At 64.6% G+C, this 20,578-nt stretch carries 22 protein-coding genes and 2 pseudogenes; 11 read left to right on the top strand and 13 right to left on the bottom strand.

Going from position 1 to position 20,578, the window contains the following annotated elements:
* Window positions 1-145 (bottom strand): transposase (locus GDJ08_RS19075; RefSeq protein WP_153164635.1); only part of this gene is annotated, 145 nt, incomplete at its 3' end.
* 205 nt (window positions 146-350) lie between these two features.
* On the opposite strand from GDJ08_RS19075, the gene GDJ08_RS19070 reads away from it, so the two are divergent.
* From GDJ08_RS19070 to GDJ08_RS19055, 4 genes and pseudogenes are all read left to right on the top strand, one after another.
* Window positions 351-674 carry a DUF4279 domain-containing protein gene (locus tag GDJ08_RS19070; protein ID WP_153165499.1) on the top strand — a complete coding sequence of 108 codons (324 nt, stop codon included), beginning with the start codon at window positions 351-353 and terminating at the stop codon, window positions 672-674.
* A gap of 80 nt (window positions 675-754) precedes the next feature.
* Window positions 755-925: pseudogene (locus tag GDJ08_RS19065) on the top strand (PA0069 family radical SAM protein); the annotation flags it as partial.
* A 77-nt stretch (window positions 926-1,002) separates the two neighbouring features.
* Window positions 1,003-1,890, top strand: coding sequence for an RHS repeat-associated core domain-containing protein (locus GDJ08_RS20265; protein WP_229296583.1), 888 nt, complete (start codon window positions 1,003-1,005; stop codon window positions 1,888-1,890).
* Entirely contained in the window at window positions 1,887-2,321 is a 435-nt protein-coding gene (locus GDJ08_RS19055; RefSeq protein WP_153165498.1) for a hypothetical protein, read from the top strand. The genes GDJ08_RS20265 and GDJ08_RS19055 overlap by 4 nt, the downstream gene beginning before the upstream one ends.
* A gap of 33 nt (window positions 2,322-2,354) precedes the next feature.
* Here the strand turns inward: GDJ08_RS19055 and GDJ08_RS19050 are convergent, their stop codons facing one another.
* Window positions 2,355-2,618, bottom strand: a complete 264-nt coding sequence (locus GDJ08_RS19050) for a helix-turn-helix domain-containing protein (protein ID WP_153165497.1) — start codon at window positions 2,616-2,618, stop codon at window positions 2,355-2,357.
* A gap of 179 nt (window positions 2,619-2,797) precedes the next feature.
* Here GDJ08_RS19050 and GDJ08_RS19045 point away from each other — a divergent pair, with 179 nt between their 5' ends.
* Window positions 2,798-3,160: a hypothetical protein gene (locus GDJ08_RS19045; protein ID WP_153165496.1), complete on the top strand. Its 363-nt coding sequence runs from the start codon at window positions 2,798-2,800 to the stop codon at window positions 3,158-3,160.
* Window positions 3,161-3,916: 756 nt separating this feature from the next.
* Here the strand turns inward: GDJ08_RS19045 and GDJ08_RS19040 are convergent.
* Window positions 3,917-4,237, bottom strand: coding sequence for a SymE family type I addiction module toxin (locus tag GDJ08_RS19040; protein ID WP_136005779.1), 321 nt, complete (start codon window positions 4,235-4,237; stop codon window positions 3,917-3,919).
* 316 nt (window positions 4,238-4,553) lie between these two features.
* Window positions 4,554-4,738 (bottom strand): annotated as a pseudogene (locus tag GDJ08_RS19035) (2OG-Fe(II) oxygenase); the annotation flags it as partial.
* Window positions 4,739-4,784: 46 nt separating this feature from the next.
* Between GDJ08_RS19035 and GDJ08_RS20260 the strand changes: the two are divergent.
* Together GDJ08_RS20260 and GDJ08_RS19025 are read left to right on the top strand one after the other, a co-directional pair.
* Window positions 4,785-5,570 (top strand): RHS repeat-associated core domain-containing protein, encoded by a 786-nt coding sequence (locus tag GDJ08_RS20260; RefSeq protein WP_229296582.1) that lies wholly within the window; start codon window positions 4,785-4,787, stop codon window positions 5,568-5,570.
* Entirely contained in the window at window positions 5,567-6,040 is a 474-nt protein-coding gene (locus GDJ08_RS19025) for an ankyrin repeat domain-containing protein (protein WP_153165495.1), read from the top strand. The genes GDJ08_RS20260 and GDJ08_RS19025 overlap by 4 nt, the downstream gene beginning before the upstream one ends.
* A 396-nt stretch (window positions 6,041-6,436) precedes the next feature.
* On the opposite strand, the gene GDJ08_RS19020 is transcribed toward GDJ08_RS19025, so the two are convergent.
* From GDJ08_RS19020 to GDJ08_RS19005, 4 genes are all read right to left on the bottom strand, one after another.
* Window positions 6,437-6,757, bottom strand: coding sequence for a SymE family type I addiction module toxin (locus GDJ08_RS19020; protein ID WP_153165494.1), 321 nt, complete (start codon window positions 6,755-6,757; stop codon window positions 6,437-6,439).
* A gap of 316 nt (window positions 6,758-7,073) precedes the next feature.
* Entirely contained in the window at window positions 7,074-7,784 is a 711-nt protein-coding gene (locus GDJ08_RS19015; protein ID WP_153165493.1) for a 2OG-Fe(II) oxygenase, read from the bottom strand.
* A 121-nt stretch (window positions 7,785-7,905) separates the two neighbouring features.
* Window positions 7,906-8,922, bottom strand: a complete 1,017-nt coding sequence (locus GDJ08_RS19010; protein ID WP_153165492.1) for a class 1 fructose-bisphosphatase — start codon at window positions 8,920-8,922, stop codon at window positions 7,906-7,908.
* A 159-nt stretch (window positions 8,923-9,081) separates the two neighbouring features.
* A complete protein-coding gene (locus GDJ08_RS19005) occupies window positions 9,082-10,284 on the bottom strand; it encodes an amino acid aminotransferase (protein ID WP_026070585.1) in 1,203 nt (400 codons plus the stop codon).
* A 175-nt stretch (window positions 10,285-10,459) separates the two neighbouring features.
* Here GDJ08_RS19005 and GDJ08_RS19000 point away from each other — a divergent pair, with 175 nt between their 5' ends.
* A complete protein-coding gene (locus tag GDJ08_RS19000; RefSeq protein ID WP_153165491.1) occupies window positions 10,460-12,574 on the top strand; it encodes a TonB-dependent receptor family protein in 2,115 nt (704 codons plus the stop codon).
* A 7-nt stretch (window positions 12,575-12,581) separates the two neighbouring features.
* Here GDJ08_RS19000 and GDJ08_RS20390 read toward each other — a convergent pair whose 3' ends face one another.
* The gene (locus GDJ08_RS20390; RefSeq protein WP_312709682.1) at window positions 12,582-12,785 is read right to left on the bottom strand and encodes a hypothetical protein; all 204 of its coding nucleotides are present in this window, start codon (window positions 12,783-12,785) and stop codon (window positions 12,582-12,584) included.
* A 284-nt stretch (window positions 12,786-13,069) separates the two neighbouring features.
* Here GDJ08_RS20390 and GDJ08_RS18990 point away from each other — a divergent pair, with 284 nt between their 5' ends.
* The 3 genes from GDJ08_RS18990 (at window position 13,070) to ligD (ending at window position 16,976) form a co-directional block, all read left to right on the top strand.
* A complete protein-coding gene (locus GDJ08_RS18990) occupies window positions 13,070-13,468 on the top strand; it encodes a hypothetical protein (protein ID WP_136005764.1) in 399 nt (132 codons plus the stop codon).
* Window positions 13,469-13,565: 97 nt separating this feature from the next.
* Window positions 13,566-14,519: a non-homologous end joining protein Ku gene (gene ku, locus GDJ08_RS18985; protein ID WP_153165490.1), complete on the top strand. Its 954-nt coding sequence runs from the start codon at window positions 13,566-13,568 to the stop codon at window positions 14,517-14,519.
* Between the two features lie 6 nt (window positions 14,520-14,525).
* Window positions 14,526-16,976 (top strand): DNA ligase D, encoded by a 2,451-nt coding sequence (gene ligD / locus GDJ08_RS18980; protein ID WP_153165489.1) that lies wholly within the window; start codon window positions 14,526-14,528, stop codon window positions 16,974-16,976.
* 16 nt (window positions 16,977-16,992) lie between these two features.
* On the opposite strand, the gene GDJ08_RS18975 is transcribed toward ligD, so the two are convergent.
* The 4 genes from GDJ08_RS18975 to adh all read right to left on the bottom strand — a co-directional run bounded on the left by GDJ08_RS18975 (window position 16,993) and on the right by adh (window position 20,562).
* On the bottom strand, window positions 16,993-17,379 hold the full coding sequence (locus GDJ08_RS18975) for a hypothetical protein (RefSeq protein ID WP_017356803.1): 387 nt from the start codon (window positions 17,377-17,379) through the stop codon (window positions 16,993-16,995).
* 50 nt (window positions 17,380-17,429) lie between these two features.
* Window positions 17,430-17,807: a DUF779 domain-containing protein gene (locus tag GDJ08_RS18970; protein WP_017356804.1), complete on the bottom strand. Its 378-nt coding sequence runs from the start codon at window positions 17,805-17,807 to the stop codon at window positions 17,430-17,432.
* Window positions 17,808-17,918: 111 nt separating this feature from the next.
* Complete coding sequence (gene adhP, locus GDJ08_RS18965; RefSeq protein ID WP_017356805.1) at window positions 17,919-18,947, bottom strand: alcohol dehydrogenase AdhP; 1,029 nt, start codon at window positions 18,945-18,947, stop codon at window positions 17,919-17,921.
* Between the two features lie 85 nt (window positions 18,948-19,032).
* A complete protein-coding gene (gene adh / locus GDJ08_RS18960) occupies window positions 19,033-20,562 on the bottom strand; it encodes an aldehyde dehydrogenase (protein WP_026070887.1) in 1,530 nt (509 codons plus the stop codon).
* Window positions 20,563-20,578: the final 16 nt, after the last annotated feature.

The raw sequence follows: 20,578 nt of genomic DNA, 5'->3' as shown, positions 1-20,578 counted from the left end.
CGCTCATGCCACCGAACTTGCTGCGCCACAGGTAGTACGAGGCCTCACTGAAGCCATGTTGGCGGCACAGATCCTTGATCGGCATGCCGGCCTCCGCCTCGCGCAGGAAGCCGATGATCTGTTCTTCGGAAAAGCGCTTCTTCACGTCCAATCTCCTTGTCGTTTAGGATTGCACTCCAAACCGTCGTGCTACTCAATCCCGGGGGGACGTCGGGCGGTTCGGGTGAAAATCATGGCCATTACGGCCCCTTTCTACCAGGTGGTGTACCGTGACTGAAGAGTGCTTTTCTGTGTCTCTCCGCATATGGCATCCGACGCTATCGACTGATGATGTGGTCAAGCAAATCTGCATGAAACCTGAGGTCGCTCATAGTGTGGGAGAGCAGAGGACCAGTCCTTCTGGGGAGATCCTTGAGGGGCTATATCGACGTACCTACTGCTGCTTTGAATTAACTCGCAAAGCTGCCGGTGTATTTACGGATGCTCTTCCTTCGCTCCTGCAGACCATCAAAAAGCATAAGAACTTCTTGGAAACTCTGGTGCTTGATGGAGGTCGTTCAGAGCTCTTCGTTGGCGTATTCGCCGAGGGTGCTACCGGTTTCACGCTGGAGCCGCCCGTCATGATGGAACTCTCTGAACTTTCGTTGGAGCTGTCAGTAGATATATACAACTAACCCCAGCAATGGAATTCCGTCCAGCTGATTGATCCGCTCGCATTGCAGCTGACAGAAGTTGCGCGCGAGCGCGCGTCAAGCGCATACGCGGCGAAGGTGTGTACGTCAACCTGCTCTCCAACCGCTTCAAGCTCGCGCGCCGACGCCTGGGCTTCGACGCCCAGAACAGCCACTGGCCACGCCTGGACTGCAGCCGCTTCCAGCGCCCCTTGCCCCCGCGCGAGGATTCGCCGCAGGGATCGCTGTTCTAGGTCGGCGGCTGGACACCCGGCCGGACCTGCGCCAACAATCCGCTGTCGCCCATGAGGGGCGTTCCAGGGGAAAGGACATGAACATCGGTGCCACTACGGCGGTTACCACCGCCGTCAACGCCACCAGCCGCTACTACTATGCCGGCCAGAACCAGTTGATGTCCGAGCTGACCGACAGCACCTGGACCAACTACCTTTGGTTCGATGGCGAGCTGGTGGGCCTGGCGCGAAACGGGCAGTTGAACTTCGTCCATACCGACCACCTTGGCCGGCCGGACTTCGTGACCAACGCAGGGCGGCAGACGGTCTGGAAGGCATACAACTACGCATATGGGCGAAGTGTTCAACAGGATGATATCGGCGGACTGAATATCGGCTTCCCCGGGCAGTACTACGATACAGAGTTGGGGCTTTGGTATAACGGCTTCCGCGATTATGATGCGAGCATTGCGCGGTATGTGCAGAGTGATCCGATTGGGTTGGCTGGTGGATTGAACACCTATGCCTATGTCGGGGGGAATCCGGTTAATGCGATCGATCCGTTGGGGTTGTTTGACGTTCGCGCTTATGGATTGCCCAATGGCCGCGGCTATCAGTACACGGTGACTTTTTATTCCGCCAGGTTTGGCGAGATACAACGGACATGGGGGCCTGCTGCAGCTGGTGGTGTTAGCAGTATCGGCAAATGGATCGGCAGAGCATCCAAGTTGTTCCCTGATCCTGCAGGTGTGTCGCGCATACCAGACAAGGACAAGAGGAAGCAATGCGACAACATGGATGCGGAGGCAGAACGTATCTTCAATGAGCAGGTCAACGAGACCTACTCCTATCAAAATCAGGCAGCAATGGAGAGTTTCCTAAATGCGTTCTTCGCTGCTCATCCAGAAATGGCATCGGTTTATCGCGGCGGAACACAAGGCATCTTGGAGGATGCGCAAAGTAGAGCGCTAGGATGGGGGCAATGAACTTTCGTGCTGCGGCTCTGTGCTTAGTACCGGCGGCCGTCATTAGCGGCTTGTTCTCGATTTCGTTGCACGGTTGCGGGTGGTCGTCAAATGAGATGTTTGCGGCAGCAGTTTTTTTTGCTGTTGCAATAGGCGTCTCTATTCTGACCTTTGCACTAGCGAAAAAATGGTGGGTTGTGTTGTTTGGAGTTCTTATAGCGCCCCTTTTAGCCGCTTGGCTGTACTCACTCTTGATGCTGTTTTCTCCGGGGAACCTAAGTGCAGGCCCTTGTGTTGAGCGATCAACTTGGACTGCATTTTCAGCACTCTACTTGGCAGCAAGTAGCTCTGCGCTTTTGAATCGAAGCCTTTGGCAAAAGCGCGCTGTTGCCGCAGTAGTAGCGGTTATTGCAATTGCAGCGGCGGTGCTACTACTACGAAACGTCTTTTAAGAAGAAGCCCCGCCAAGCGCGGGGCTTCGTCGTTTAGCGGCCCGTGGTCTGCTGTTGCAGGACGGTATCGATCATCTGCATGACGAAGCGCTGCTGTGCCTTGGGCAGTCGGGTGATGTGTTCGAGCTGCCGTTGCAGCTTCGGTGCCGGCCCGCGCTTGGCGGGCGTGGCGGGTTCGCCGATCAGTTCTTCGACCGACACGCCCAGCGCTCGCGCGATGGTCGGCAGCGCCGAGACCTGGATGCGCCGTCGGCCGACCTCGTAGGCGGTGATGGAGGCTTGCCTTGTTGGTTTCACGCCCTCGAACTATCCGGGAGGCACGGTGAAGGGCGGCGGCGCCGAGTACATTGTCAAGAAGTGTTCGCACAAGATTGAGCGCATGCGTCCTTACATGTAGGGTCTGACCTATGCCTATGCCAGGGGGAAGCGGAAAACTGGCTCCCTGGGAATCTGCTACGCCAGCCAAGGACGCAACCGTGAGCGCATCGTTTTTCACTTCTCTGATTTACTTGTTTGGCTTCGTTGGCCTTGCTTCGATCGGCTTACTTCCGTTCCGGGCTTGGCAAACGTTGAGGAGCCTATCCAAAAGCAAGTCGTCTCCCATCTCAAGAGCGGCATCGTTGGTCTTCATCGCATTGATAGCAGCAGTAGCACTCTGGGCTGACGTGCAGGTCACTGCACGAATTTTCAAGTGCCTAACTGGACGTTACTGTGGTCCAACCATTGCAGGCGGCTGGATTTATCTGGCAATGCTTGGCGTGGTGTACTTTGCTTTTGAGACCGCAGTTCTTGTGGTGCAGAAGATCAGTCGAGACAAAGCAATTAATCCCGCCGCATAGATGAGGCGCACGACCACAATGGCTACTAGGTAGCAGGGCGAGCTGCCGTTGGGGGGCGCGGTGGCTAAGGGCGTTGGCCCAGCGGTGGGTTTGAGAACCCAAGTATCTGCAAAGCATGGATCAGCATTCAAGGCAACTTGCAATAATTGCGGGGCACTGGCCGTGGCTGCCATAACCGGGGAAGCGATATGCAACTGACGTCGCCCTTTAGGTTCTCTTGTCCATACTGTCATGCAGAGGGACAAGGATTCTCGATTCTTCGATCACTCGAAAAGACACCGCGAACGTCGTGTTCGATTTGTGGCGTAGCGCTTGAGTCTAGCTTTGGCGGACTCAAGTATGCGCTTTTTCTGTTTTATACCCAGATTGTGGCCGCACAGGTAGGAATACTCTTGATAGCGGGAGCACTGACCGGGCGTTGGCTATGGGTGGGCGGGGCGTTGCTTGCCAGCATCCTGTTGGTGGGTTCCCCCAATGTTTCTGCACTCACGAAACGTGGCCGTGAAAACGGCTGCTGAGAGACCCCTACGATACGGGCGCAAACCACGACCGGAACAGTGAGGAAGCCGCCGCTCAGTCCCTTCTGCGCGCAAAGCTACTGAAAGCGCTTCAGGCAGTTGCTGTTCTGAGTCCCGAATGCGTACATCGTTGATGCAGAGCCAATGGCGTTCAAGGGCGATGGTGCCACATGCTCAACACCGGGGTTGCGTTGAGGCAACCCTCCGCGTTGAGTGCTTTCAGCGCATCCGGCCTGCGCTACCGATCTCCCACTTCCGCGTAGCGCAAGGTGGGCTTCGCGGGCGCCGGAGCGGCAGCGTCGGGCGGTGGGGTCTGCCACAGCGATGTGACGGTGAGCTGGCCGGGGATGGCTTCGATCCTTACCTGCACGCCCACGTCGAACCCCAGTGCGCGCAGCCAGGCGCCACGCAGCATGACGAAGGGAATAGGACCGACGGCATCGCGGTCCTCGGGCCCCACCTGCGGCAGTGCGCGCACGTTATGGATGCTGCGGGGCGCGTGGGGCTGCCTGCGCGAGGGGGATGCGCCTTCGGGCGGTTTGATCGGGTTGGTTGTCATGATGGCCTCCAATGCGGAAGGGCCCTCGCCGGTGAGGGCGAGGGCGTCGGGAGGTCAAAAACCGCAAGAACCGAACGGCGGGCGTATTCCCCCATGAGGGTGTTGTATTAGCCACCCTCCCGACATGGGGCATCCATAATTTTGGTTCTTGTGGAGTTTTTGCGCTCCGTTGACCACCATGCCGAGTGGTGCAGAAGAAACGAAGTCGATTGTTTCTGTTGAACTTTCAGCTTGAGTAGGTGGCGCCTACCACGTGTCGCTATCGGCTCGGTCCCGCGCCATATTCCGGGCGTTTATGGGAGCTGGCCCGCACATCTCACGCGCCGCCGTACAGCGTCTCCGCGCTCTGGAACAGGATCCAGCGGGTGGCGATGAACGTGTCGCCGCCCTGCGGCCGGTTGCCGCGATGGGTGTGGGTGAATGCTGTCGGTGCGATCAGCAGGCTGCCGGTGCGCGGCGCGATCTGAACAGGAACTCGGTTTCGCCCTGCTCGACGTTGTCGTAATGGTTCGATGGCGAGCTGGTGGGCCTGGCGCGAAACGGGCAGTTGAACTTCGTCCACGCCGATCACCTTGGCCGGCCGGACTTCGTGACCAACGCGGGGCGGCAGACGGTCTGGAAGGCATACGACTACGCATGCGGACGCAGTGTTCAGCAGGACGATATCGGCGTACTTAACATCGGCTTCCCCGTGCAGTACTACGATGCAGAATCAGGGCTTTGGTACAACGGCTTCCGCGATTATGATGCGAGCATTGCGCGGTATGTGCAGAGTGATCCGATTGGGTTGGCTGGTGGATTGAACACCTATGCCTATGTCAGTGGGAATCCAATTAACTATGTTGATCCACTGGGATTGGCGACGGCAGTAATCTTCAATGGCCCTACGAGTACGAATCCTTTTGGACACACTGCCGTCGCAGTAACAGGTTCAGGTGTATATAGCTATGGCAACGCAGCTGGGCTAGGAAGCAGCTTCACGGGCTATTTGACGCGTGAAGCTGGTCGCCGAGACTCTGCTGTTATTGTCATCAATACAACGCCGCAGCAAGAGGCCCAAATCCTGGCAGGATTGAAGGGAACTTCAGATGATTTGCCGCCGTGGATCCTTGGGAAGTTCCCCAACCCTACGGATACCTGTGCGACTCGAACAAGAAGCGCTCTTGAGCAAGGCGGCATGGGTGATCCCCACTCCCTGCCGCTTTCACTTCCGAGCGATGTTCTTGCCCAAGCGGCATTCTGGCAGAAGACGCTTGGTGGCTCAGTGATTAGCATTCCGCAGAATTCAACAGCCCTCCCTTTCATACTTGACCAGTTCAATCCACGCCCATGAACCGAAAGATTGCCGCTATTCTCTTGGCCGCGATGGCAGCACTTGGGGCTGCTGGTTGCTACTCTGACGGAACAAAGAACAATCTACTCGCGGCCGTCAGCTCAGGTGATCTTGTCGAAATCAGATCGATCATCGAGAAGAAGCCGGATGTGATAGACGCATATCTCAATGATGGGTGGACGGCGCTGACAGTTGCAGCCAAAGACGGGAACGTAAGCGTTGTCAATTTTCTGATCGAAGAAGGAGCCGACATCAACAAGCTGGAGGGAGGCGGAAATTCCCCTCTATACTGGGCTGCCAAATATGGTCATGAGGATATCGTCGCCTTGCTGTTGCGGCATGGTGCCAACATCCACCATAAGTGTGCGAAGTGCCGTGAGCCTATAGACGTTGCCAGAGAAAACAACTACGAAGGGATTGTGAAGATGCTCGTTGAGCAGGGAAGCTCACAGGCTGCGTTGCCCATGTAATCGGCGCCCCACATGCGGAGATGGAGGCTTGCCTTGGATGGCCGGCATCTTGATGAGCGAGGGCTTAAGACGCGCTGCATCAACTAATTTCATTGTTGACGCTATGGGAGTAGCCCTTGTAGTCCCGAGCGGTGTGATCCTGCTCTAACTGCGGTAGAGAGACCCCTACGATACGGGCGCAAACCACGACCGGAACAGTGAGGAAGAAGACGCTCAGTCCCTTCTGCGCGCAACGCTACTGAAAGCGCTTCAGGCAGTTGCTGTTCTGAGTCCCAAACGCGGACATCGTTGATGCAGAGCCAATGGCGTTCAAGGGCGATGGTGCCACATGCTCAACACCGGGGTGGCGTTGAGTCAACCCTCCGCGTTGAGTGCTTTCAGCGCTTCCGGCCTGCGCTACCGATCCCCCACTTCCGCGTAGCGCAAGGTGGGCTTCGCGGGCGCCGGAGCGGCAGCGTCGGGCGGTGGGTTCCGCCACAGCGATGTGATCGTGAGCTGGCCGGGGATGGCTTCGATCCTTACCTGCACGCCCACGTCGAACCCCAGTGCGCGCAGCCACGCGCCACGCAGCATGACGAAGGGAATGGGACCGAATGCATCGCGGTCCTCGGGCCCCACCTGCGGCAGTGCGCGTACGTTGTGGATGCTGCGGGGCGCGTGGGGCTGCCTGCGCGAGGGGGATGCGCCTTCGGGCGGTGTGATGGGGTTGGTTGTCATGATTGCCTCCAATGCGGAAGGGCCCTCGCCGGTGACGGCGAGGGCGTCGGGAGGTCAAAAACCGCAAGAACCGAACGGCGGGCGTATTCCCCCATGAGGGTGTTGTATTAGCCACCCTCCCGACATGGGGCATCCATAATTTTGGTTCTTGTGGAGTTTTTGCGCTCCGTTGACCACCATGCCGAGTGGTGCAGAAGAAACGAAGTCGATTGTTTCTGTTGAACTTTCAGCTTGAGTAGGCGGCGCCTACCGTGTGTCGCCATCGGCTCGGTTCCGCCCCGCATTCCGGGCGTTTATGGGAACTGGCCCGCAGATCTCACGCGCCGCCGTACAGCGTCTCCGCGCTCTGGAAGAGGATCCAGCTGGTGGCGATGAACTTGTCGCCCCCCTGCGGGCGGTTGCCGCGATGGGTGTGGGTGAATGCCGTCGGCGCGATCAGCAGGCTGCCGGTGCGCGGCGCGATCTTGCGGCCCTGGAACAGGAACTCGGTTTCGCCCTGCTCGAAGTCGTCGTTGAGATACAGCGTCCACAGCAGGTGGCGGTGCAGCGTTTCGGCTGCGGGGTCGCGCGGGTACAGCTCGCAGTGCCAATAGGGGTAGCCGCCCTCGCCTGCCGCATACCATTGCAGGTTGATGGCACCGGGGCGCAGGCAGGTGCGGGCCAGGTTGGACAGCGTGTCGGCGTCCATCGTGGCGAAATCCTCGGCGGCCAGACGGCGCGGCTGGCCGGCGCTGTCGTGGACCTGCAACATCAGCGGCGAGATCAGGGCCTGTGGATAACGGCGTAGATAACTCATCACGCCGACAAAAACGGCTTGTTGCAGCTGCATTTCAACCTGCGCCCACGCCGGATCGCCGCTGATCCGAAGATCCTTGCTGTGCTTGAGTTCCGGGTAGATTCCGCTGCCCACTTCACCGGGCTTCAACTGCGCACTGGTTCGCATCCGGGCCAGGATTGCCGCGCAGGATTCGGCGGGGATGGCGTTGTGGATTACTTCGATGAAGTCCAGCGGCGAATCGGCGGTCATGGGGTCTTCCGTGGGCGCGATGCCCCGATGGTGACCGCTGCGATGGCCGATGTCACGCCGTTGCCACGTTGGTTTTCTGTTGTGCCACGGGACCGGCGATGGGCCGGTCCCAGGCGACGGCTCAGCCGTGCGCGGCGTCGTGCTCGCGGTGGTAACGGGTGGCTTCGGCCACTTCGTTGCGCGAGCCGAGGAACACCGGCACGCGCTGGTGCAGCTGGTCGGGCTGGATGTCGAGGATGCGCTCGCGGCCGGTGGTGGCGGCGCCGCCGGCCTGTTCAACCAGCAGGCCCATCGGGTTGGCTTCGTACATCAGGCGCAGCTTGCCGGCCTTGGACGGGTCCTTCCTGTCCCACGGGTAGATGAAGATGCCGCCGCGGGTCAGGATGCGGTGGACGTCGGCGACCATGCTGGCGATCCAGCGCATGTTGAAGTTCTTGCCGCGCGCGCCTTCTTTGCCCGCCAGCAGGTCCTGCACGTAGGCCTGCATCGGGGTTTCCCAATGGCGCTGGTTGGACATGTTGATGGCGAACTCCTGGGTGTCCGCCGGGATCTGCATGTCCGGCGTGGTCAGCACGAACTCGCCCTTCTCGCGGTCCAGGGTGAAGGCATGCGTGCCGTGGCCGACGGTGAGCACCATCTGCGTGCTCGGCCCGTAGATGCAGTAGCCGGCCGCGACCTGCGCGGTGCCCGGCTGCAGGAAGCTGGCATCGTTGGGCTGCTCGGTGCCCGGCGGGCAGCGCAGCACCGAGAAGATGGTGCCGACCGACACGTTGACGTCGATGTTGGAGCTGCCATCGAGGGGATCGAACAGCAGCAGGAAGTCGCCGCGCGGGTAGGTATCCGGCACCGGCTGGCAGTGGTCCATTTCCTCGGACGCGCATGCGGCGAGGTGGCCGCCCCAGGCGTTGGCCTCGAGCAGGATCTCGTTGCTGATCACGTCCAGTTTCTTCTGCGCTTCGCCCTGCACGTTGCCGGTGCCGGCTTCGCCAAGCACGCCGCCCAGGGCGCCCTTGCTGACCGCGATGGAGATGCTGGTGCAGGCGCGGGCGACGACGGCGATCAGCTGGCGCAGGTCGGCGTTGATGCGGCCGGCATGCTGCTCTTCGATCAGGTACCGGGTAAGCGACGTACGGGACATGGAATGGCTGCCACAGACATTTGGGGGCCATATTGTGGCCCGTTGGTGGCGGCATTACGAGGTTGGGAAGAACGTAAGCGGTTACATGTCGTGCCGGCCGGTGCCACCAAAAACAACGGCCGCACTGGGCGGCCGTTGTTTCATGCACGGCGGGTTGCTTCAGCCCTTGGCGACGGTCGCCACGGCTTTGGCCACGTACGCCAGGTTGCCCTGGTTCAGCGCGGCCACGCAGATGCGGCCGGTGCCGACGGCGTAGATGCCGAACTCGTCGCGCAGGCGGTCCACCTGCGGGCGGCTCAGACCGGAGTAGGAGAACATGCCGGCCTGGTCGTTGATGAAGGCGAACTCCGGCGCACCAGCGGCCACCAGGTGTTCCACCAGGCCGTGGCGCAGGGCGTGGATACGCTCGCGCATCTCGGTCAGTTCCGCTTCCCACACCTGGCGCAGTTCGACGCTGTTGAGCACGCCGGACACCAGGGCCGCGCCGTGGTTGGACGGGCTGGAGTAGATGGTGCGGATGATGCGCTTGACCTGCGACTGCACGGCCTTGGCGGCGTTGGCATCCGGTGCCACCACCGACAGCGCGCCGATGCGCTCGCCGTACAGCGAGAACGACTTGGAGTACGAGTTGGCGACCACGAAGCTGTCGATGCCGGCCTCGGCGATGATGCGCACGGCGGCGCCGTCTTCGCTGATGCCCTTGTCGAAGCCCTGGTAGGCCATGTCGATGAACGGGAACAGCTGGCGATCCTTCAGCAGCTCGGCCACCTGCTTCCACTGCGCGACGGTGAGGTCGGCACCGGTGGGGTTGTGGCAGCAGGCATGCAGCAGCACCACGGTGCCCGGCTGCAGCTTGGCCAGGTCGGCCAGCATGGCGTCGAAGTCCACGCCGTGGGTAGCCGGGTCGAAGTAGCTGTATTCCACGACCTCGAAGCCGGCTGCCCCGAACACCGCGCGGTGGTTTTCCCAGCTCGGGTTGCTGATGGCGATGGTGGCGTGCGGCAGCAGGCGGTGCAGCAGGTCGGCGCCGACGCGCAGCGCACCACTGCCGCCGATGGTCTGCGAGGTGGCCACGCGGCCGGCGGCCAGCAGCGGCGAATCCTTGCCGAACACCAGTTCGCGGGTGGCCTGGTTGTAGGCGGGCAGGCCATCAATGGGCAGATAGCCGCGCGGTTTGGCCTCGGCGGCGAGCTGCTGCTCGATCTGCTTGACGGCGCGGAGCAGCGGAATGCGGCCGCTCTCGTCGTAGTAGATGCCCACACCCAGGTTGACCTTGGTTGGGCGGCTGTCGGCGTTGTACGCCTCGGTCAGGCCCAGGATCGGGTCGCCTGGGACCAGTTCCACATTTGCAAAGAAGGACACGGCGGTACTCATTCGGATGACGGAAGGGGGGAGGATGGCGCGACGCAGGTTGCGGCAGAATCAGCCAAAACCGACCCATCGTAACAAAGCCGCGCCGAGGGCGCGGCGGCCGCCGTCACGTTCGTTTCCGTACCATTGCGTGTGGCACGCCCGAATCCCGAGGACACCTACCCGCATGCGTCGTTTCACCCCGTCTGCCCGCCGGTTGGCGCTGTTTTCGGCCGCGCTGCTGCCGAACCTGGCACAGGCCCAGAACACCTCGCCGGACCCGGTCCCGGCGCAACGGTTGCCCGCGGTGCAGGTGCAGGCCGCGCGGGTACAGGAGGTGGCCGATGTGGACCTGCCGGCGTCGATCAGCACGGTGTGGATCGATGACGCGGCGGCCGGCCCCCAAGTGCAGATCGCCGATGCGCTGGGCGGCATTCCCGGGCTGGTGGCCCGCGACCGCCAGAACTACGCGCAGGACACCCAGCTGTCGATCCGCGGCTTCGGCGCGCGCTCCACCTTCGGCGTGCGCGGGGTACGGGTGCTGGTGGACGGCGTGCCGGCCACCATGCCCGATGGCCAGGGCCAGCTCTCGCACGCCAGCCTGCTCGGCGCGCAGCGGGTGGAGGTGCTGCGCGGGCCGTTCTCGGCGCTGTACGGCAACTCGTCCGGCGGCGTGGTGCAGGTGTGGAGCGCCGACGGCGCGGCGGGTGACCCCTGGCGGGTGCGTCTGGATGCCGGCAGCGACGCCACAGTGAGCGCCGGTGCGCAGTTGCGCGGGCAGCAGGGCGCGGTCCACTACAACGTGGCGGTCAACCACTTCCGCACCGACGGCTGGCGCGACCACAGCCGCGCCCGCCGCGACTCGGTGAACGCCCGCCTGGGCACCGGGCTGGGCGGCGGCGAACTGGCCCTGGTGCTGAACTACCTTGATGCGCCCGACGCGCAGGACCCGCTTGGCCTGACCCGCGCCCAGGTGCGCGCGGACCCGCGCCAGGCCACGGCGGTGGCCACCCAGTACAACACCCGCAAATCGGTGCGGCAGGCGCAGGCCGGGCTGGTGTTCAACCGCACGGCGGGCGCCCACACCTGGCGGGCGATGGGCTATGCCGGGCAGCGCAGCGTGGCGCAGTACCTGGCCATTCCGCCGGGGCCGCAGGCCAACCCGCTGCATGCGGGCGGGGTGATCGATCTGGACGGCGGCTACGGCGGCGTGGACGCGCGCTGGGCCTGGCACGGCGACTGGGCCGGACGGCCGCTGGATGTGGTGATCGGCGCCAATGCCGACCGTCAGCGCCAGAATCGGCGCGGTTACGAGAATTTCGTCGGCGATACGCTGGGCATCAAGGGCCGCCTGCGGCGCGACCAGGCCGACCGGGTGGAGAACGTGGACCAGTTCGCCCAGGCCTGGTGGCAGTGGGCGCCGCGCTGGTCGCTGCTGCTGGGCGTGCGGCACAGCACGGTGCGGTTCCGCTCCAACGACCACTACATCACCGCCGCCAACCCCGACGACAGCGGATCGCGCCGCTACGCGGCCACTACCCCGGTGGCCGGCGTGGTGTTCCGCGCCAGCGAGGCATGGCGGCTGTATGCCTCGGCCGGGCGCGGTTTTGAAACCCCGACGTTCAACGAGCTGGGCTATCGCGCCGACGGCCAGGCCGGGCTGGCGCTGGATCTGTCGGCGGCGCGCAGCCGGAATCTGGAGGTAGGCGCCAAGTGGCACCCGCAGGGTGGCGCGCAGCTGGAAACGGCGCTGTTCCGCGCCGACACCGACGACGAGCTGGCGGTGGCCAGCAACACCGGCGGACGGGCCACCTACCGCAACATCGGGCGCACCCGCCGCCAGGGGCTGGAAGCCAGCTATCTGCAGCCGCTGGGGGCTCGGGCCGACCTGGCGCTGGCCTACACCTGGATCGATGCGACCGTGCGCGATCCCTACGCGTTGGCTGCCGGCACCGTGGCGGCGGGTTCGCGCCTGCCCGGCGTGCCGCAGCAGCAGTGGAACGCGCGCCTGCAGTACCGCCCTGGCCCGTGGCAGTGGGCGGCCGAGGTGGTGGCCTCCAGCGATACCGTGGTCAACGACCTGGCCACCGAGCGCGCGCCCGGCCATGCCCTGCTCAACCTGGAGGCGTCGCGCCGCTGGCAGCGCGCGCAGGGCACGCTGCGCGCCTTCGCGCGGATCGACAACGTGCTGGACCAGCGCTACATCGGCTCGGTGATCGTCAACGACGGCAACCAGCGCTTCTTCGAGCCCGGGCCGGACCGCCGCTACAGCGTGGGGCTGCAGTGGCAGTGGGCGCCGTGAGCGGCGCCTAGCGCGGCACCTTGGCCGGCACGAACGGCGAGGTCGGGTCGCTGGCCGGGAATGTCTCTTCCAGCGCCTCGTCCTGGTTGTCGCTGGCATGTTCCTTGCGCTCGCGGCGCTGGTCCTCGTTCTCGCGGCGGCCCGGCGCCGGTGCGCCGGTGGGGTCCTTGCGGTCGCGGTAGGCGTGGGATGAGCTGGCCGGGACCGGCAGGTGGTCCGGTTCCTCGTTCGGGGTGGACATGCCGGCGCCGCGGTCTTCGGCGTCCTGCAGGTCGTGCTTGGCGCGCTGTTCGCCGGGGACCGGGGGGGCGGCGTCGCGCAGGGGATCGCGTGGCATGGGATGTCTCCAGGGAGAGGTGCCTGCAGCGTACGCACCTGTGGTGGGTACCTGCCGTGAAGCCGGCGCTGAATGGCCGACCCGCAACGGATCTGTCACGGCTGGATAACGGCGGCGGGGCTATTCCTGCCTCCCCCTGCCGCTGCCGGAGTCGTGCCATGCCCCGCCTGGACCGTCGAGCCGTCCCCGCGCTGTACAACGCCTATCTGCAGCCCGAACGCAGCGGGCGCCGCAGCCGGCGCGAACGCATGGAGGAGCCGCAGGCCGTCGCGCAGGATTACCTGCAGTACATGCGCAACGACTACGAACAGCGCCGTGCACAGGGCCGCCGCAGTTGGCGCGATCTGTACCCGGCCTATGCCTTCGCGTTGACCACACACTACGCCGACTGGCCGCGTGGCGACGACGACGACACCGATGGCGAGCTTGCCGAGCACTGGGAACAGATGCGCGGGCAATCGCGGCTGGGCTGGCCGCAGGCGCGCGCGATCGTCGAGGACGCCTGGCTGGCGCTGGACCACATGCCGGCGGCGGCCGTGCACGGCCTGCTGCAGTAGCGCGGCTGCGTACAGGCGGCCTGCACGGCGCGGACACAGGCGTTTCACGTCGCGCGCGGTACAGCTGCCCTCCCCCTACCGCTGGAGTGGCGCCGTCATGGCCCGACCGATCTGGACCGGCACGCTGTCATTCGGATTGCTCAACGTCCCGGTGTCGCTGATGTCCGGCGAGCGCAAGGTCGACCTGCAGTTCCGCATGCTGGATTCGCGCGACCGCAAGCCTATCCGCTTCGAGCGCGTGAATGCCGATACCGGCGAGGAAGTGCCGTGGAAGGACATCGTCAAGGCTTACGAGTACGACAAGGGCAGCTATGTGGTGCTCGAAGAGGACGACATCCGCTCGGCCGCGCCGGAGAGCCACGAGGCCGTTGAAGTGGAGACCTTCGTCGATGCGGCCAGCATCGATCCGCGCTTCTACGAGAAGCCCTATCTGCTGGTGCCGGCCAAGAAAGCCGAAAAAGGCTACGTGCTGCTGCGCGAGACCCTGCGCAGCACCGGCAAGGTGGGCATCGCGCGGGTGGTGGTACGCACCCGCGAATACCTGTGCGCGGTGATGCCGCATGGCGATGCGCTGGTGCTGATGATCCTGCGCTACCCGCAGGAGCTGGTGGACCCGGAGGACTACACGCTGCCCACCGGCAGCCTGGCCGACTACCGCATCAACAGCAAGGAAACCGCGATGGCCGAGCAGCTCATCGCCTCGATGTCCGGCGACTGGCAGCCGGAGGACTACCACGATGAATTCCGCGAGCGCCTGCACACGCTGCTGAAAAAGCGCATCAAGGCCAAGGGCGGCACCACCCGCGTGGAAGAGGAACCGGCCCCGCGCGAGGACGATGCGACCAATGTGGTGGACTTCATGTCGCTGCTGCAGAAAAGCCTGGATGCGAAAAAACGAACACCGGCAAAGAAGAGCGCAGCCGTATCGAAGGTGGTGAAAAAGAGCGGAAAACCCGCCAAGAAGGCGGCCAAGGCAGCCAAGGCGACGACCAGGACAGCCAAGGCCACCAGCAAAACCGCCAAGCGCACCACGACACGCAAGGCCGGGTAAGCGGCCATGTCGCTGCAGGAATACCGGCGCAAACGCCGCTTCGGCCAAACCCCCGAGCCCGATGACACGCGGCACGGTGCGGCGGCGCGGCGGCCGATCTTCGTGGTGCAGCTGCATCACGCCAGTTCGCGCCACTACGATTTCCGCCTGGAGGCCGATGGTGTGCTCAAGAGCTGGGCCGTGCCCAAAGGCCCCTCGCTGCGCGTGGGCGAGAAGCGCTTGGCCGTGGAGGTCGAAGACCACCCGCTGTCGTATGCCACGTTCGAAGGCGATATTCCCGAGGGGCATTACGGCGCGGGCCATGTGGACGTATACGACCACGGCACCTGGGCCTGCGATGGCGATCCGCTGGAAGCGATCGCCGCCGGCAAGGTGGACTTCGTGCTGCACGGCGAACGGCTCAAAGGCGGCTGGAAACTGGTGCGGACCGCGATGAAAGGCAAGCAGCACCAGTGGCTGTTGATCAAGCGCGATGACGACGAGGCGCGCGACATGGAGGCCGACGACATGCTCGGAAACGCAACCCCACCGCGTGGGCCGGGCAAACGCCCGGCCTCCACGAAGGCAGCCCCGGCTCCGGCCGCGCGCAAGGCGGATGCGCGCTGGCATCGCCGGGCGCTGGCGTTGTCCGGTGCACGGGATAGCCCCTATCCCGCAGGGTTCAAGCCGCAGTTGACCGACCATCGTGCCACTGCGCCCGACGGCGACGGTTGGCTGCATGAGATCAAATGGGATGGTTACCGGTTGCTGGCCGACGTGCGCGACGGCGTAGTGACGCTGCGTTCGCGCGGCGGCCTGAACTGGACCGGTGATTTTCCCGAGGTGGTGCAGGCGATCCAACGGCTGCCGGTGCGCGACCTGCGCCTGGACGGCGAGCTGGTGGTGCTGGACGCGCAGGGGCGCAGCGATTTCACCGCGCTGCAGAAGGTCATCGACGGCACCGCAAAGCAGCCGCTGCGCTACGTGCTGTTCGATATGCCCGGCGTGGCTGGCGCGGACATCAGCCGTGCGCCGCTGCTCGCGCGCAAGGCGCTGCTGAAGGACCTGATCGGTGAGACGCCCGGTACCCTGGCCTACAGCGACCATGTGCGCGACCACGGCCCGGCGGTGTTCGAGGCCAGCGGTGAGGCCGGCTTCGAGGGCATCGTCAGCAAACGTGTGGATGCGCCCTACGTCAACGCGCGTTCGCCCAGCTGGGTGAAGGTGAAGCACGAGAACACCGACGAGTTCCTGGTGGTGGGCTACACCGACCCGAAGGGCGCGCGCAGTGGCTTCGGCTCGCTGTTGATGGCAACGCCCGACAAGGGCGGGCTGCGTTATGTGGGGCGTGTGGGAACAGGCTTTGACGATGCCGGGTTGGCCGCGCTGCATCGACAGCTCAAGGCGTTGGTCACCGATGCCGCCGCGGTCGAACTGCCGTCGCATGTGCCGTTCACGGCGCGCAGCGTGCACTGGGTCAAGCCGACGCTGGTGGCGGAAGTGGCGTTCCGCGGCTGGGCAAAGGAAGGTCTGCTGCGGCAGGCCAGCTTCAAGCGGCTGCGCGAGGACAAGCCGGCCACTGACCTGCGCGTGAAGGAGACGGCCGTGACCGCCGACGATACCGACGTCACCATCAGCCATCCCGAGCGGGTGGTGTTTGCCAAGGCGAAGCTCACCAAGGGCGATGTGGCCGACTACTACCGGCAGATGGCGCGCTGGATCCTGCCGGAGGTCGCGCGCCGGCCGCTGTCGCTGCTGCGCTGTCCGGACGGCGTGGACAAACCGTGCTTCTTCCAGAAGCACCACGGCACCGGCCTGGGCGATGCGGTGAAGGCGATCCCGCTGGAGCAGAAGAGCGGACGCGAGGACTACCTGTACATCGACGACGTGCAGGGGCTGCTGCAGCTGGTGCAGATGAACACCCTGGAGCTGCACCCGTGGGGCGCCACGGTGGCCGACCCGGAACACCCGGACCGGCTGGTGTTCGACCTGGACCCGGGCGAGGGCGTGGGCTGGCCGCAGGTGAAGGCGGCCGCGCGCGAGGTGCGTGACCGGCTGCAGGAAACTGGCCTGCAGAGCTTCGTGCGGCTGTCCGGTGGCAAAGGGGTGCACGTCGTGGTGCCGCTGCAGCCCACCGCGGACTGGGCGCAGGCCAAGGACTTCTGCGAGGCGTTCGCGCAGGCGATGGCCGAGCACGCGCCGGCGCGCTACGTGGCCACCATGAGCAAGGCCAAGCGCGGCGGGGTGATTTTCATCGACTGGCTGCGCAACGCGCGCGGTGCCACCAGCGTGTGCTCGTGGTCGCTGCGGGCGCGGCCCGGCGCAGGCGTGGCAGTGCCGCTGCGCTGGGAGGAGCTGGGGCGCGTCAGCGCGCCGGATGCCTTCCCGCTGGCCAAGGCCCTGCAGCGCGCACAGCGCTTGAAGCAGGATCCGTGGGAAGGGATCGACAAGGTCAAGCAGGTGCTGCCCGGCACGTGAGCCGGACCGGCGCGGCTCAACGCGGGCGGCAGCGCGCGCCCAGCCAGACGCCGATGGCCTGGAACGGCAGCGAGACCAGCAGCGTCAGCACGAACCAGAAGGGATAGTCGCTGCCCAGGCTCCAGACGGCGTAGACCGAGGCGGCTGCGATCACCGCCCACACCACCCCGCCATGCACGCAGGGCCAGGCCGGCGCATAGCGGCTGGCGAAGGCGGTGGCCGCCACGCCGCCGAGAACGGTCCAGCCCAGATCCCAGCCCAGACGCAGCGACCCACCGTCGGACAGGCCGAGCCACGGCGCCACCCAGCCGCCGGCACCGGCGACCATGCCCAGCACGAACAGCGCCACCACCACCGACAGTACGGACAACACCCCGGTTTTGGCGAGCGACAGCGCAGACATGGGCATTCAACGGCAGAGAAGGATGGGCCATTATGGCCCGCGCGGCGGGCTCAGGCCTTGCCGGCGGCCTGCAGCAGGGCGAACTCGGCATCGCTGAACAGCCGCGAGCGCACCAGGAAGCGCACGCCCTCGCCGTTCTCCAGCGAGAACATGCCACCGCGACCGGGCACCACGTCAATGATCAGCTGGGTGTGCTTCCAGTACGCGAACTGCGACGGACTGATATAGAACGGTGCGCCGCCGATCTCGCCCAGCTGCACATCGCGGTCGCCGACGATGAAGTCGCCCTGGGCGAAACACATCGGCGAGGAACCGTCGCAGCAGCCGCCGGATTGATGGAACAGCAGTTCGCCGTGGCGCGCGCGCAATGTGTCGATCAGCTGCAGGGCCGGGAGGGTGGCGATGACCTGGAGCGGGAGGTCGGGCATGGAGGGGTCCTGGGAGCCGGCCAGTGGCCGGCACTACGCGAACACAGGCGCTGCCGCGCCATCGCCGTCGGGAGAGGAAAACGGTCGATGGAACGGCAGCGCGCCGTCCGGTTACGCGCTCATGTCCAGCACCACGCGGCCTTCGATCTTGCCGGCGTGCATGCGCGCGAAGATGTCGTTGATGTTCTCCAGCGAATCGCTGGTGACCGTGGCGGCCACCTTGCCCTGCTCGGCGAACTCCAGCGATTCCTGCAGGTCCAGGCGGGTGCCCACGATCGAGCCGCGCACGGTGATGCCGTTGAGCACCATGCCGAAGATGTCCAGCGGGAAGTTGCCCGGCGGCAGGCCGTTGAGCGACACCGTGCCGCCGCGGCGGACCATGCCCAGCGCCTGCTCGAACGCGATCGGCGATACGGCGGTGACCAAGGCGCCATGCGCGCCACCGATTTCCTTCTTCAGGAACGCGGCCGGATCGGTGGTGCGCGCGTTGACCGTGATCGTCGCGCCCAGGCGTTCGGCCAAGGCAAGCTTGTCATCGTCGATATCCACGGCGGCCACGTTCAACCCCATCGCCTTGGCGTACTGCACGGCCATGTGGCCCAGCCCGCCCACACCCGAGATCACCACCCACTGCCCCGGCTTGGTGTCGGTGACTTTCAAGCCCTTGTAGACGGTGACGCCGGCGCACAGGATCGGCGCCACCTCGATGAAGCCGACGTTCTTCGGCAGATGGCCGACATAGCCGGCGTTGGCCAGCGCGTACTCGGCGAACCCGCCGTTGACTGAATAGCCGGTGTTCTGCTGGCTTTCGCACAGGGTTTCCCACCCGCCCAGGCAGTGCTCGCAGTAGCCGCATGCCGAGTACAGCCAGGGGATGCCGACGCGATCGCCTTCCTTGACGTGGCTGACGCCGGCACCGACGGCGACCACGTGGCCCACGCCCTCATGGCCGGGAATGAACGGCGGATTGGGCTTCACCGGCCAGTCGCCATCCACCGCGTGCAGGTCGGTATGGCAGACGCCACACGCCTCGATCTTCACCAGGATGTCGCCCGCGCCGGGACGCGGTACCTGGACCTCCTCGATGCGCAACGGTTTGCCGAACTCGCGGACGACCGCGGCCTTCATGGTCTTGTTCATGGGTGGATCTCCGTGGATTGCCAGGAACTGCACTGTGGCGCCGGCCTCGTGCCGGCGCCTTGATCGGGATCAAGCCTGCGCAGGCTCAGAAGAAGCCGAGCTTCTTCGGCGAGTAGCTGACCAGCAGGTTCTTGGTCTGCTGGTAGTGGTCGAGCATCATCTTGTGGTTCTCGCGGCCGATGCCCGACTGCTTGTAACCCCCAAACGCGGCGTGTGCCGGATAGGCGTGGTAGCAGTTGGTCCACACCCGGCCTGCCTGGATGCCGCGCCCCATCCGGTACAGACGCGACGCATCGCGGCTCCACACGCCGGCACCGAGGCCGTACAGGGTGTCGTTGGCGATCTCCAGCGCTTCTTCCTCGGTCTTGAAGGTGGTCACCGACACCACCGGTCCGAAGATCTCCTCCTGGAACACGCGCATCCTGTTGTGGCCCTTGAACACGGTGGGCGTCACATAGAAGCCGCCGGCGAGATCGCCGTCGAGGTGCGCCTGTTCGCCGCCGATCAGCACCTCGGCGCCCTCCTGGCGGCCGATGTCGAAGTAGGACAGGATCTTCTCCAATTGCTCTGACGACGCCTGCGCGCCGACCATCGTGTTGGGGTCCAGCGGGTTGCCCTGTTTGATCGCGGCCACGCGCTTGAGGGCGCGCGCCATGAACTCCTCGTAGATCGATTCCTGGATCAGCGCGCGCGACGGACAGGTACACACCTCGCCCTGATTGAAGGCGAACAGCACGAAGCCTTCGACCGCCTTGTCGAGGAAGTCGTCGTCCTCGGCCATCACGTCGGCGAAGAAGATATTGGGCGATTTGCCACCCAGCTCCAGCGTCACCGGAATCAGGTTCTGGCTGGCGTACTGCATGATCAGCCGGCCGGTGGTGGTTTCACCGGTGAAGGCGATCTTGGCGATGCGCGGGTTGGACGCCAGCGGCTTGCCGGCTTCCACACCGAAGCCGTTGACCACGTTGAGCACGCCCTTGGGCAGCAGGTCGCCGATCACCTCCATCAGGACCAGGATCGACGCCGGGGTCTGCTCGGCGGGCTTGAGCACCACGCAGTTGCCGGCCGCCAGGGCCGGGGCCAGCTTCCAGGCGGCCATCAGCATCGGGAAGTTCCACGGGATGATCTGCCCGACCACGCCCAGCGGCTCGTGGAAGTGGTAGGCGATGGTGTCCTTGTCGATCTCCGACAGGCTGCCTTCCTGTGCACGCACCGCGCCGGCGAAGTAGCGGAAGTGGTCGGCCATCAGCGGGATGTCCGCGTTGAGGGTTTCGCGGATCGGCTTGCCGTTGTCCCAGGTCTCGGCGTGGGCAAGCAGCTCCAGGTTCTCCTCGATGCGGTCGGCGATTCTGTTGAGGATGTTGGCGCGCGCGGTGGTGGAGGTTTCGGCCCAGGCGCGTTTGGCGGCATGGGCGGCGTCGAGGGCGGCCTCGATGTCCTCGGCATTGGAGCGGGCCACTTCGGTGAATACCTTGCCGGTGACCGGGGTCGTGTTCTCGAAGTACTGGCCGCTGCGCGGAGCGACCCATTCCCCGCCGATGTAGTTGCCGTAGCGCGGCTTGAAGATGGACTGCGGGTCGGTGGCGTGCGGCTTGGCGGACGTGACGGCATTCATCGGGTGGATCTCCGGG

The sequence above is a fragment of the Stenotrophomonas nematodicola genome (assembly GCF_009467805.1).
GTDB classification, from domain to species: domain Bacteria; phylum Pseudomonadota; class Gammaproteobacteria; order Xanthomonadales; family Xanthomonadaceae; genus Stenotrophomonas; species Stenotrophomonas nematodicola.
The sequence above is the reverse complement of the archived record's forward strand: the minus strand, read 5'-3'. Positions and strand labels throughout refer to the sequence as shown.

Bases quoted from the DNA above. Each gene is read 5' to 3' on its own strand.
- GDJ08_RS18975 (WP_017356803.1), bottom strand. From the start codon at position 17,379: ATGTCTGCGCTGTCGCTCGCCAAAACCGGGGTGTTGTCCGTACTGTCG.
- GDJ08_RS19040 (WP_136005779.1), bottom strand. From the start codon at position 4,237: ATGACAACCAACCCGATCAAACCGCCCGAAGGCGCATCCCCCTCGCGC.
- GDJ08_RS19010 (WP_153165492.1), bottom strand. From the start codon at position 8,922: ATGTCCCGTACGTCGCTTACCCGGTACCTGATCGAAGAGCAGCATGCC.
- ku (WP_153165490.1), top strand. From the start codon at position 13,566: ATGGCCCGACCGATCTGGACCGGCACGCTGTCATTCGGATTGCTCAAC.
- GDJ08_RS19020 (WP_153165494.1), bottom strand. From the start codon at position 6,757: ATGACAACCAACCCCATCACACCGCCCGAAGGCGCATCCCCCTCGCGC.
- GDJ08_RS20265 (WP_229296583.1), top strand. From the start codon at position 1,003: ATGAACATCGGTGCCACTACGGCGGTTACCACCGCCGTCAACGCCACC.
- GDJ08_RS19055 (WP_153165498.1), top strand. From the start codon at position 1,887: ATGAACTTTCGTGCTGCGGCTCTGTGCTTAGTACCGGCGGCCGTCATT.
- GDJ08_RS19000 (WP_153165491.1), top strand. From the start codon at position 10,460: ATGCGTCGTTTCACCCCGTCTGCCCGCCGGTTGGCGCTGTTTTCGGCC.
- GDJ08_RS19070 (WP_153165499.1), top strand. From the start codon at position 351: ATGAAACCTGAGGTCGCTCATAGTGTGGGAGAGCAGAGGACCAGTCCT.
- adh (WP_026070887.1), bottom strand. From the start codon at position 20,562: ATGAATGCCGTCACGTCCGCCAAGCCGCACGCCACCGACCCGCAGTCC.
- ligD (WP_153165489.1), top strand. From the start codon at position 14,526: ATGTCGCTGCAGGAATACCGGCGCAAACGCCGCTTCGGCCAAACCCCC.
- GDJ08_RS19025 (WP_153165495.1), top strand. From the start codon at position 5,567: ATGAACCGAAAGATTGCCGCTATTCTCTTGGCCGCGATGGCAGCACTT.
- GDJ08_RS18970 (WP_017356804.1), bottom strand. From the start codon at position 17,807: ATGCCCGACCTCCCGCTCCAGGTCATCGCCACCCTCCCGGCCCTGCAG.
- adhP (WP_017356805.1), bottom strand. From the start codon at position 18,947: ATGAACAAGACCATGAAGGCCGCGGTCGTCCGCGAGTTCGGCAAACCG.
- GDJ08_RS19015 (WP_153165493.1), bottom strand. From the start codon at position 7,784: ATGACCGCCGATTCGCCGCTGGACTTCATCGAAGTAATCCACAACGCC.
- GDJ08_RS18990 (WP_136005764.1), top strand. From the start codon at position 13,070: ATGCCCCGCCTGGACCGTCGAGCCGTCCCCGCGCTGTACAACGCCTAT.